This window comes from Kitasatospora sp. NPDC088346 (assembly GCF_044740765.1).
Taxonomy (GTDB): domain Bacteria; phylum Actinomycetota; class Actinomycetes; order Streptomycetales; family Streptomycetaceae; genus Kitasatospora.
Genome location: NZ_JBIURH010000004.1, coordinates 1 through 10,921 on the forward strand (window position 1 = coordinate 1; position 10,921 = coordinate 10,921).

The following is a 10,921-nucleotide window of genomic DNA, read 5'->3' on the forward strand; positions in this document are numbered from 1 at the left end:
AGGGCCGCACCAGCTGACCCACCGCCAGCCCCCGGCCCCCGCCGACCCGCACCACCGACCCCAGGACACGACACCCGCCATGTACCGCACCGCACCGCACTGCGCAACGTGCTCGCCCACAAGGGCCGCCTGCTGATGACGGCGCTCGCCATCATGCTCGGCACCGCCTTCGTCGCCGGCACCATGGTCTTCTCCGACACGCTCGGACGGGCCATGAAGAACAGCTACTCCAAGAGCTACTCCGACGTGTCGGTGCTGGTGACCGACCGGGCGGCCGGCTCCTCGCTCCGCGCCGACCAGCGCGGCGAGCACACCGCCGACCCGCTGACCGATGCGACCGTCCGTCAGCTCGCCGCCCTTCCGGGCGTCCAGCAGGCCCGCGGCGTGGTCTCCGGCTTCACCGGCGTGGCGGACGCCAAGGGCAACCTGATCGGTGAGGCGTGGAGCGCCCAGGGCGCCAACTACGTTCCGGACGCGGCCGGGAACGACTCCCGCTACCCGCTGGTCGAGGGCCGCGGCCCGCGCACCGGCACCGAGGTCGCGCTGGACCGCACCACCGCCGAGGCGAACGGCTTCAAGGTCGGCGCCACCGTCCGGGTGGCCGGCAACGGCCAGGCCGTGAACGCCACCCTGACCGGCATCGTCACCACCGACGACCCGACCGTCACCTCCGGCGGCACACTGACCCTGATGGACACCGCCACCGCCCAGCGGATGCTGTCGACCCCCGGGCGGTACAGCAACGTGGTGCTGACGGCGAAGCCGGGCACCGCCGAGGGCACCCTGCTCGCCACCGTCCGCGACGCGCTGCCCAAGGACGGTCCGCTGCTCCTGGAGACCGGCCAGGAGCTGACCGACCAGCAGACCCGGATGATCGCCGAGACGACCACCGCCATGAAGACCATGCTGCTGGTGTTCGCGGCCATCTCCCTGTTCGTCGGCATCTTCATCATCGCCAACACCTTCAGCATGCTGATCGCCCAGCGCATCAAGGAGCTGGCCCTGCTGCGCGCCGTCGGCGCCGGCCGTGGCCAGGTCACCGGCTCGGTCCTGGTCGAGGCCCTGCTGATCGGCACCACCGCCTCGGCCGCCGGTCTGCTGGCCGGCGTCGGCATCGGCGCCGGGATGCAGGCGCTGATCCACTCCTTCAACCCGGGGATGCCCACCGGCTCCCTGGTGGTCGCCCCGGCCACCGTGGTCACCGCCCTCGCCGTCGGCGTGCTGGTCACCGTGGTCTCCGCGGTGCTGCCCGCCGTCCGGGCCGCGCGGATCCCCCCGGTCGCCGCGATGAGCAGCGGTGAGGTGCCCACCACCCAGAAGGGCCTGATCGTCCGCAACACCATCGGCTCGCTGGTGACCGCCGGCGGCCTGGCCCTGATCCTGGGCGGCGCGTCCGCCGCGGACAAGTCCGGGCGCACCCTGATCGAGCTCGGCGCGCCGCTCACCCTGATCGGCATCTTCGTCCTGCTGCCGCTGCTCTCCCGCCCGGTGATCGCCCTGGTCGGGCCGCTGCTCGCCCGGCTGGCCGGCACCCCCGGCAAGCTGGCCCGGCGCAACGCGGTGCGCAACCCCCGGCGGACGGCCGCCACCGCCGCGGCGCTCACCATCGGCCTGACCCTGGTCAGCGCCATGACGGTGCTCGGCAGTTCGGTCAACGACGCGGTCGCCCGCACGGTCACCGGCACCATGAAGGCCGACTACAACGTGGCCATGGCCACCCACGGGGACCTCTCCCCCGAGGTCGCCACCGCCGTCGCCAAGGCGCGCGGCGTGGTCGCCTCCTCCCCCGTCACCAACGTCTACTGGTCCTTCGACGGCAAGAACCGCGCCGTCAACGGCTTCGACGCGGCCGCCTTCGACCAGTTGGTGGCCCCGGTCATGGTGAGCGGCGCCGCGGACGTCCTCAAGCAGGGCAGGATCCTCGTCAACGACGACGTCGCCAGGAGCGCGAAGCTGTCGGTGGGCTCCACCGTCAACGTCACCTACGACGACGACACCACCGGCACGTTCACGGTCGGCGGCGTGTTCCGTGCCAGCGACATGCTCTCGCCGGTGCTGATGGCCAACTCCGAGGTGGCCAAGCACGCCGAGCAGCCGTACGTCAGCGAGGTCCTGGTGAAGGGCGCCGACGGCGCGACGGCCGCGCTCAAGCAGTCCGTCAAGGAGGCCACCGGCAGCAACCCGGTGATCGAGGTCAAGAGCAAGCAGGACATGCAGGACGAGTTCAGCCGGATCATCTCGTTCGCGCTGAACATGATGTACGGCCTGCTGGCGATGTCCGTCCTGGTCGCCGTGCTCGGTGTGGTCAACACGCTGGCGATGTCGGTGTTCGAGCGCAAGCGCGAGATCGGCATGCTGCGGGCGATCGGCCTGGACCGCGGCGGGATCAAGCGGATGGTCCGGCTGGAGTCGGTGGTGATCTCGCTGTTCGGCGCGGTGATCGGCGTCCTGCTCGGCTGCTTCCTGGCCTGGGCCACCACCCGCACGCTGGCCTCCGACCTGCCGGGCCTGACCACCGTGGTCCCCTACGGCCGGATGCTGGTCTTCCTGGCCCTGGCCGGACTGACCGGCATGGTCGCCGCCATCTGGCCGGCCCGCCGGGCCGCCCGGCTGGACATCCTGACCAGCATCAAGACCGACTGACCGGACGGGCACAACGGGAAGGCCCCCGGTCGGACCCCCACGGAGGGTGGGGTTCGACCGGGGGCCTTTCGCCTCACTGGAACTTCTCGGAACTTCTGTACTCCGCCCGGTCGCACTGCCGGCTGAGCACCACGGAGGTCGTGGTCCGGCGACGTTGCCGGGCGGAGAGCCTCCGACTCGTACCCGGGCGTCCACGCGCCCGGATCTGGTCGCTACTTGCTGGTCGCCAGCTCCTTCTCGGCCGGAGCGGCCTGGGCCACGATCTTGGGAGCCGGTCCGGCGGCCTCCTGGAAGGCCACGAACGGCTTCTCCATCTCGGCGAGGCCGACGGTCTCCCGCTTGAGGAACATCGCCAGCGTCCAGTCGGTGAAGACCCGGATCTTGCGGTTCATGGTCGGCACCCGGCTGCCGTGGTACAGGCGGTGGAACCACCAGGCCGGACGGCCCTTCAGCTTGTACTTGCCGAAGAGGATCGCCACGCCCTTGTGCAGGCCGAGACCGGCGACCGCACCGAGGTTCTTGTGCTTGTACTCGGCTTGCGGGAAGCCGCGCATGCCGGAGATGACGTTGTCACCGAGCACGATCGCCTGACGGACCGCGTGCTGGGCGTTCGGCGGGCACCAGGCACCCTCGCCGACGGCGAGGTCCGGCACCTGGGCGTTGTCGCCGGCCGACCAGACGTAGTCGAAGCCCTTGACCTGGAGGGTCGGGGCGGTGTCCACGTGGCCGCGCGGGCCCAGCGGCAGGCCGAAGTTGGCCAGCACCGGGTTCGGCTTCACGCCGGCCGTCCACACGATGGTGGAGGCGTCCGCCTCGACGCCGTTCTTCAGCACGACGTGCTGGTCGACGCAGGAGTCCATCGAGGTCTCGATGTAGATCTCGATGTTGCGCTCTTCGAGCTTCTCCTTGGTCCACAGACCGAGGTCCGGGCCCATCTCGGGGAGGATCCGGTTGGCCGCCTCGACGAGGATGAAACGCATGTCCTCGCGGCTGACGGTCTTGTAGATCTTCGCCGCGTCGCGGGCCATGTCCTCGACCTCGGCGATGGTCTCGACGCCGGCGAAGCCACCGCCGATCACCACGAAGGTCAGCGCCTTGCGGCGGACCGCCTCGTCCGTGGTGGACTCGGCCTTGTCCAGCTGCGCCATGACGTGGTTGCGGAGGCTGATCGCCTCCTCGACCGTCTTCATGCCGATGCCGTGCTCGGCGAGGCCGGGGATCGGGAAGGTGCGGGAGACCGAGCCGGTCGCGACGACCAGGTACTCGAAGGGCAGCTCGTACGAGTCGCCGGCCGCGGGCTGGATGGTGGCGACCTTGCGGGCGTGGTCCACACCGGTGACCGCACCGGTGAGCACCTCCGCCTTCTTGAGGGCGCTGCGCAGCGGGGCGACGAGGTTGCGGGGCGCGACGTTGCCGCCGGCCGCCTCGGGGAGGAAGGGCAGGTACGTCATGTACGGCCGCGGGTCGACGACCGTGACGGTCGCTTCGCCATAACGCATCTTCTTGAGGATGCGCATCGCGGCATACAGGCCGACGTAACCACCGCCGACAATGAGGATGCGAGGACGCTCCGTGGTGCTCATATCCGAAAGTATCCACCCCCGCCCGGAGCACCCTTCGTGAGGCCCGTCACAGACCTCTGGACACCCTCTGCTACACTGCGCGGCCACAATCGGGGGCCCGGTGGGTGCCCTCACGGGCCGACCCGACGCACCGTGAGCGCGGCGCGGGCAACGGCCTCGCTGAGCAGCAACGATCCCGGACCGGCCCGGGTTCCCGGGCGGCATTTCGATTCCATCGCCCAGCCGCAGGCGCTGCCTGGGATCCACGGGGAGATCAGCCTGGGCGGCCTTCGGTCCCGCATATCGGACGTTGCGGGCACGCAGGTGCATCGAAAGGCTGGATCGCCATGTGAAGAAATTCACGAACTTTCTCGCGGGACGGCCCACAGACCTCGGCCCCGGGGCGGCGGAAGCCGTCCCGGGGCCGATTCGGTAAGGGGTGAGCGGGGTCAGGGGGCGATACTCCAGGCGATCCCGTCCAGGATGTCGTGCTCGCTGACCACCAGTTCGGCGGCGCCCGTGCGCTCCATGATCTCCAGCAGCACCATGGCGCCGGCCGCGATCACGTCCACCCGGCCCGGGTGCATCACCGGGATCGCGGCGCGCTCGGCGTGGGTCGCGGTCAGCAGCCGGCCGGCCACCTCGCGGACCTGCTCCAGGGTGAGGCGGGAGTGGTGGATCCGCTCGGAGTCGTACGCCGGCAGCTCCAGCACGATCCCGGCGACCGTGGTGACGGTGCCCGCCACGCCGACCAGGGTGGCGGCGGAGTCCAGCTGGACGGTCTCGGCGGCCAGGTCCAGGGCGGCCCTGATGTCCGTCCTGGCCCGGGAGATCTGACCCAGGGTCGGCAGCTCGGAGCCGGCGAAGTGCCGCTCGGTCATCCGGACGCAGCCGATGTCGACCGAGCGGGCCGCCTGCACCTCCTCGGCGCCGAGCACGAACTCGGTGGAGCCCCCGCCCAGGTCGAAGACCAGGTAGGGGGTGGCCAGGTCGGTGCCGGACAGTTCCTTGGTGGCGCCGAGGAAGGACAGGTGGGCCTCCTCCTCGCCGGAGATGACCTCGGGCTCCACGCCCAGGATCTCCCGCACGCCCCGGGTGAACTCCTCGGCGTTCTCGGCGTCCCGCGAGGCACTGGTGGCCGTCAGCCGGATCCGGTCCGGGCCGACGCCGTGCCCGGTGATCAGCTCCGCGTACGTGCGGCAGGCCGCGAAGGTGCGCTCCAGCGCTTCGGGCGCCAGCCGGCCGGTGCTGTCCACGCCCTGGCCGAGCCGGTTGATGACCATCCGCCGGTCGAGGTCGGTAATCTCACCGGTCTCCGGGTCGAGGTCGGCGATCAGCAGCCGGATCGAGTTGGTGCCGCAGTCGATCGCGGCGACCCTGGTGACGGTCACTGGCCCTCTTCCTCCGCCCTGGCACGCTTGGCGGCGCGCTCGGCGGCCTTCTGCTCCTTGGCCGCGATCACGGCGGCGTGGTCGTCCGCGGCGGCGTGCTGCTCGGCGACGGTGGCGGCGCTCTCCGCCACCTCGGCCGGGGAGACGCACGGGCCCTTGGCCCACCAGTCCTCCAGCATGCCGATCGCCTCGTCGCCGAGCGGGTTGACCCCGGGACCGGCCGCCAGCGAGTGGCCGACCAGCACGTGCAGGCACTTCACCCGGTCCGGCATGCCACCGGCGCTGGGGAAGTTCTCCAGCACCTCGATCGCGTCCCGCCGGGCGATGTAGTCCTCGTGGGCCGCCCGGTAGGCGGCGGCCAGCTCCGGGTCCTCGGCCAGCCGGGCCGTCTGGTCCTTCATCACGCCGTCCGCCTCCAGGGTGCCGATCAGCGAGGCGGCCTTGGGGCAGGTCAGGTAGTAGAGGGTGGGGAACGGGGTGCCGTCGGGCAGCCGCGGGGCGGTCTCGACGACGTCCGGGTTGCCGCAGGGGCAGCGGTGGGCGACGCCGCGCAGGCCGCGCGGGACGCGTCCGAGCTGGGCGGCGATGGCGGCGACGTCGGAGTCGGCGACGGGAGTGTGCTCAGTGGTCATCAGCGGTCTGTCTTCGATGAGGGGCGGGGGTTCGGGTGGCCTTCGCCGCTGGGGGCGGATCCGGTCGGGGGTGCGACGGTGTCGGCCCGGTCGACCGACTCCCAGAATCCGGCGTACCACGGCTTGAGGGGTTTCGCCTGGGCTGCGGGGGCCGCACCGGCCGACGAGGACTTCACGGTCGCGGAGGGGGACGGGTCCACCGACACGAACGGCGTCTCGCCCGGCTGCGCGTAGTGCAGCCGCTCCCGCGCCTGCGCCTTCACGTACTCCGGGTCCTGCCAGCGGGCCCGGTCCCGGGTGAGCTGCTCGACCTGCTGCCGGACCTGCTCGGCCCGCGCCCGCTGCTCGGCGACCTCGGAGCGCTGGGCGATGAACTGCCGGGCGGGGTAGGCGAGTATCGCCACCAGCGAGCACAGGACGAGCACCAGGACGGTGGCCCGGCTGGTGAACCGCGGCCGCGTCGCGAGCCCCGGAATCCTCCACCTGGCCATCTCCTGCCCCTCCCCGTGGTGAGCGGGCCCTGCACGCCGGGGCCCCGGCACCCACCCTACGGGGTGGGGACCGGGGCCCAGGTGCAACGGCCGTGTGTCAGGCTCAGCCTTCGGACTTGAAGCGCGGGAACGCGCCGCGGCCCGCGTACTCGGCGGCGTCGTCGAGGATCTCCTCGATGCGCAGCAGCTGGTTGTACTTGGCGACGCGCTCGGAGCGGGCCGGGGCGCCGGTCTTGATCTGGCCGCAGTTGGTGGCGACGGCGAGGTCGGCGATGGTGACGTCCTCGGTCTCGCCGGAGCGGTGCGACATCATGCAGCGGTAGCCGTTGCGCTGGGCCAGCTCGACGGCGTCCAGGGTCTCGGTCAGCGAGCCGATCTGGTTGACCTTCACCAGCAGCGCGTTGGCGGTGCCGGACTCGATGCCGCGGCGCAGGCGCTCCGGGTTGGTGACGAACAGGTCGTCGCCGACCAGCTGCACCTTGTCGCCGAGCTTGTCGGTCATGGCCTTCCAGCCGTCCCAGTCCGACTCGTCCAGCGGGTCCTCGATGGAGACCAGCGGGTACGCGGCGACCAGCTCGGCGTAGTAGTCGATGAGCTCGGCGGAGGAGATCGCCTTGCCCTCGAACTGGTACGAGCCGTCCTGGTGGAACTCGGAGGCGGCGACGTCCAGGGCGAGCGCGATGTCCTTGCCCGGGGTGTAGCCGGCCTTCTTGATGGCCTCGGTGATGAGGTCGAGCGCCTCGCGGTTGGAGTCCAGGTTCGGCGCGAAGCCGCCCTCGTCGCCGAGGCCGGTGGACAGGCCGCGCTCCTTCAGCACGCCCTTGAGCGTGTGGTAGACCTCGACGCCCCAGCGGACGGCCTCGGAGAAGGACTCCGCGCCGATCGGGGCGATCATGAACTCCTGGATGTCCACGTTGGAGTCCGCGTGCGAGCCGCCGTTGAGGATGTTCATCATCGGGACCGGCAGGACGTGCGCGTTCGGGCCGCCCAGGTAGCGGAACAGCGGCAGGTCGGAGGCCTCCGAGGCGGCGTGCGCGACGGCGAGGGAGACACCGAGGATCGCGTTGGCGCCGAGCGAGGACTTGTCCGGGGTGGCGTCCAGGTCGAGCATGGCCTGGTCGATCAGGCGCTGCTCGGTGGCGTCGTAGCCGACCAGCTCCGGGCCGATCTGCTCGATGACGGCGAGAACGGCCTTCTCGACGCCCTTGCCGAAGTAGCGGTTCTTGTCGCCGTCGCGCAGTTCGAGCGCCTCGAAGGCGCCGGTGGAGGCACCGGACGGGACGGCGGCACGCCCCGTGCTGCCGTCGTCGAGCCCGACCTCGACCTCGACCGTGGGGTTGCCGCGCGAGTCGAGAATCTCACGGGCTACGACGACATCAATGGACGGCACGAGGCATCTCCTTGCGGAAGCGGGATGTGTTGTCGTTACGACCAGAGCCTAACCGCACGCGGCGCCGGGGCCGCGCAGACCGTGGCCCCGTCTCACCGTGTGACCCGGCTACCGGCCGGTAGTTCACCTGAATGCCCACAAAACAGGCCGCCCCGCCCCGAACGGGACGGCCTGCCGTCCGGTGCCGGTCAGCCGAGCCGGAGCACCTGACCGGGCTCGATCAGGTCCGGGTCGGCGCCGATCACGGCCTGGTTGGCCTGGTAGAGCCGCTGCCAGCCGCCGGCCAGGCGCCGGGCGTCGGCGATGGCGGACAGGGTGTCACCCGGGTGCACGGTGTAGGTGTCGCCGGACTCCTCGGCGGAGTCGTCCTGCTCGACGGCGGCGGCCTGCGGCACCGCCTCCCTGGGTGCGGCGGGCCGCGTGGCCTTCGGCGTGGAGGGTTTGCGGCCCGACTTGGCCGGCGTCGAGCCGCGGGCGGAGTCCCCGTCCGCGTCGTCGGTGTCCACCTGTGCGGCCGCGCCGCCCTTGGTGAGCCCCGCCCTGACCGAGCAGACCGGCCAGGCGCCGGGCCCCTGCGAGGCCAGCACCCGCTCGGCGACGGCGATCTGCTGGCCCTTGGAGGCCTGGTTGGCCTGCGCGGCGTACTGCGTGCCGCCGAACGACTTCCAGGTGCTGGGCGTGAACTGCAGCCCGCCGTAGAAACCGTTGCCGGTGTTGATCCCCCAGTTCCCCCCGCTCTCGCACTGCGCGACCCGGTCCCAGGTCGACACGGGTGCGGCGTGCGCGCCGCCGGCGGTGAGCAGCGGCAGGGCCAGGCCCACTCCGGCCACGCCCGCGGCGGCGATGACCTTCTCGGCCTGGGTCCTGCGACGGTGACGGCCCGTTCCGGTGAACAGCATGAGGATTCCTCTCCGCACGCCTGCGAGGTGAGCTGTCGGGTTCGGACCGGGAGGTTGGCCCGTCCGCCTCGGCGGCAGCAGGAGGGGGTTCCTGCTGCCGCACCGGCGGCTTCACCCCTAGCCGTTGGGGACGGCAACAAACCTGGGTCCCCCGCCCCTGTCCAGGGTCTGGTTCGGTTTTCCCGGGCGCGGCGGACAGGATTCGGCGTTCCGCGTTCGGGGCCCACGGCTGCGGGCTCCACGGAGATTAGACAGATCTGTCGGTCAATCACAAGCTCATATCGCCAACATCACGCATAAATTACGCACCGTCATGGATCGTCGACCAACCATCCCGGTATGTCCGGGTTGATAGGCATTCAGTCGACCCCCGAAAGGCCCTCGGGACACGCCGCGCCGCGTGTCCCGCTCGCCCGTCCGAGCTGTTTCCGGACAGCCGAAACACCTTCCCGGAGACTTCCGGGCTGGAAACAGCCGATTTCCGGCCGATCGGAACGACAGGCCGTCAGCATGCTTCCGAATGGGGGAATGTCATGCCCGGATCGACGGCCCGGCGGGGTCGAATACGACCGGAAGTTCACGCAGGCCCCGCATGATCAGACCGCCGCGCCAGCGCAGCGCGTCCGGCTCCGCGTCGAGCCGGAGGTCGGGCAGACGGGTCAGCAGGGTGCCGATGGCGAGCCGGCCTTCCAGCCGGGCCAGCGGGGCGCCGATGCAGTAGTGGATGCCGTGGCCGAAGCCCAGGTGCGGGTTGTCCCGGCGGGCGAGGTCGAGGGTGTTCTCCGCCGCGAAGCGTGCCGGGTCGCGGTCGGCCGCGGCGAGCACCACCAGGACCGGGTCGCCGACCGGGATGTCCACCCCGCCGATGCTGAGCGGGCTGGTGGCGAACCGCCAGGTCGCCAGCTCGACCGGTCCGTCGTAGCGGAGCAGCTCCTCCACCGCGGTGTCCATCAGCGCGCTCTCGCCGCGCCGGACGGACTCCTGCAGCAGGGCCCGCTGCTCCGGGTGCCCGAGCAGGGCGTACAGGCCGTTGCCGATCAGGTTGACGGTGGTCTCGAAGCCGGCGAAGAGCAGGATGAAGGCCATCGCCGCGGCCTCGTTCTCGGTCAGGTGCTCGCCGTGGTCGCTCGCCCGGATCAGGCCGGAGATCAGGTCGTCGCCCAGGTCGGCCCGCTTGCGGTGGATCAGGTCCAGCAGGTACGAGCGCATCTTCTTGACCGCCCGGGCGACGCCGCCGCGCGGGCCCCGGCCGTGCCGGATCATCATCCCGGCCCAGTCCCGGAAGTCGTCCTGGTCCTCGGCCGGGACGCCGAGCAGGTCGCAGATGGCGTAGATGGGGAGGGGGAAGGCGAACTCGTGGATCAGGTCGGCCGAGCCGCGGGCCGCGAACCCGTCGATCAGCCGGTCGGTCAGCTGCTGGACCCGGGGCTCGAACTCGGCGACCCGGCGCGGGGTGAAGGCCTTGGACACCAGACGGCGCAGCCGGGTGTGGTCCGGCGGGTCGATGTTCAGCAGGTGGGTCATCAGGTCCGCCTGCCGCTCGCCCGGGATGCCGACCCGGCCGCTGCGGTGGCCCTGCCCGCTGTGGTGCGCGGGGTTCTTGGAGAGCCTGCTGTCGGCGAGCGCCTGCCGGGCGTCCGCGTACCGGGTCACCAGCCAGGCGTCCACCCCGCTGGGCAGCGTGGTGCGGTGCACGGGGGCGTGCTCGCGCAGCCAGGCGTACGCGGGGTAGGGATCGGCGGCGAACTCCCACGTGAAGAGCTCGGGCTGGATGGACTCGACGGATTCCGGCATGTCATGACCGTAACCTTTGCCTGTGCGGGCGTGAGTCTGGTCACCTGAGGGGGAATCCCTGTTGCGGAGGGTCGCTGCGTGCCTACGATCCTCCGAATACGTGTACGGGCCGCTGTGCG

8 protein-coding genes and 1 riboswitch are annotated in these 10,921 nt (G+C 71.3%); of the genes, 1 reads left to right on the top strand and 7 read right to left on the bottom strand.

What is annotated here, in order from left to right:
• Positions 1-108 precede the first annotated feature (108 nt).
• Positions 109-2,643 carry an ABC transporter permease gene (locus ACIOFR_RS07810; RefSeq protein ID WP_400993294.1) on the top strand — a complete coding sequence of 845 codons (2,535 nt, stop codon included), beginning with the start codon at positions 109-111 and terminating at the stop codon, positions 2,641-2,643.
• Between the two features lie 212 nt (positions 2,644-2,855).
• Here ACIOFR_RS07810 and ACIOFR_RS07815 read toward each other — a convergent pair whose 3' ends face one another.
• The 7 genes from ACIOFR_RS07815 to ACIOFR_RS07845 form a co-directional block, all read right to left on the bottom strand.
• Entirely contained in the window at positions 2,856-4,226 is a 1,371-nt protein-coding gene (locus ACIOFR_RS07815) for an NAD(P)/FAD-dependent oxidoreductase (protein WP_371498814.1), read from the bottom strand.
• A gap of 428 nt (positions 4,227-4,654) precedes the next feature.
• Complete coding sequence (locus tag ACIOFR_RS07820) at positions 4,655-5,596, bottom strand: exopolyphosphatase (protein ID WP_400993296.1); 942 nt, start codon at positions 5,594-5,596, stop codon at positions 4,655-4,657.
• The gene (locus tag ACIOFR_RS07825) at positions 5,593-6,228 is read right to left on the bottom strand and encodes a DUF501 domain-containing protein (RefSeq protein WP_400993299.1); all 636 of its coding nucleotides are present in this window, start codon (positions 6,226-6,228) and stop codon (positions 5,593-5,595) included. The genes ACIOFR_RS07820 and ACIOFR_RS07825 overlap by 4 nt, the downstream gene beginning before the upstream one ends.
• Positions 6,228-6,719, bottom strand: a complete 492-nt coding sequence (locus ACIOFR_RS07830) for a septum formation initiator family protein (protein WP_400993302.1) — start codon at positions 6,717-6,719, stop codon at positions 6,228-6,230. Before ACIOFR_RS07830 ends, ACIOFR_RS07825 begins: the two co-directional genes overlap by 1 nt.
• 103 nt (positions 6,720-6,822) lie before the next feature.
• Complete coding sequence (eno, locus tag ACIOFR_RS07835; protein ID WP_400993305.1) at positions 6,823-8,109, bottom strand: phosphopyruvate hydratase; 1,287 nt, start codon at positions 8,107-8,109, stop codon at positions 6,823-6,825.
• Between the two features lie 188 nt (positions 8,110-8,297).
• Positions 8,298-9,008: a transglycosylase family protein gene (locus tag ACIOFR_RS07840; protein ID WP_400993307.1), complete on the bottom strand. Its 711-nt coding sequence runs from the start codon at positions 9,006-9,008 to the stop codon at positions 8,298-8,300.
• A 3-nt stretch (positions 9,009-9,011) separates the two neighbouring features.
• Positions 9,012-9,192, bottom strand: a riboswitch (cyclic di-AMP (ydaO/yuaA leader).
• Between the two features lie 347 nt (positions 9,193-9,539).
• Complete coding sequence (locus tag ACIOFR_RS07845; RefSeq protein ID WP_400993310.1) at positions 9,540-10,802, bottom strand: cytochrome P450; 1,263 nt, start codon at positions 10,800-10,802, stop codon at positions 9,540-9,542.
• Between the last annotated feature and the right edge of the window lie 119 nt (positions 10,803-10,921).

Bases quoted from the DNA above. Each gene is read 5' to 3' on its own strand.
- ACIOFR_RS07830 (WP_400993302.1), bottom strand. From the start codon at position 6,719: ATGGCCAGGTGGAGGATTCCGGGGCTCGCGACGCGGCCGCGGTTCACC.
- ACIOFR_RS07845 (WP_400993310.1), bottom strand. From the start codon at position 10,802: ATGCCGGAATCCGTCGAGTCCATCCAGCCCGAGCTCTTCACGTGGGAG.
- ACIOFR_RS07825 (WP_400993299.1), bottom strand. From the start codon at position 6,228: ATGACCACTGAGCACACTCCCGTCGCCGACTCCGACGTCGCCGCCATC.
- ACIOFR_RS07840 (WP_400993307.1), bottom strand. From the start codon at position 9,008: ATGCTGTTCACCGGAACGGGCCGTCACCGTCGCAGGACCCAGGCCGAG.
- ACIOFR_RS07815 (WP_371498814.1), bottom strand. From the start codon at position 4,226: ATGAGCACCACGGAGCGTCCTCGCATCCTCATTGTCGGCGGTGGTTAC.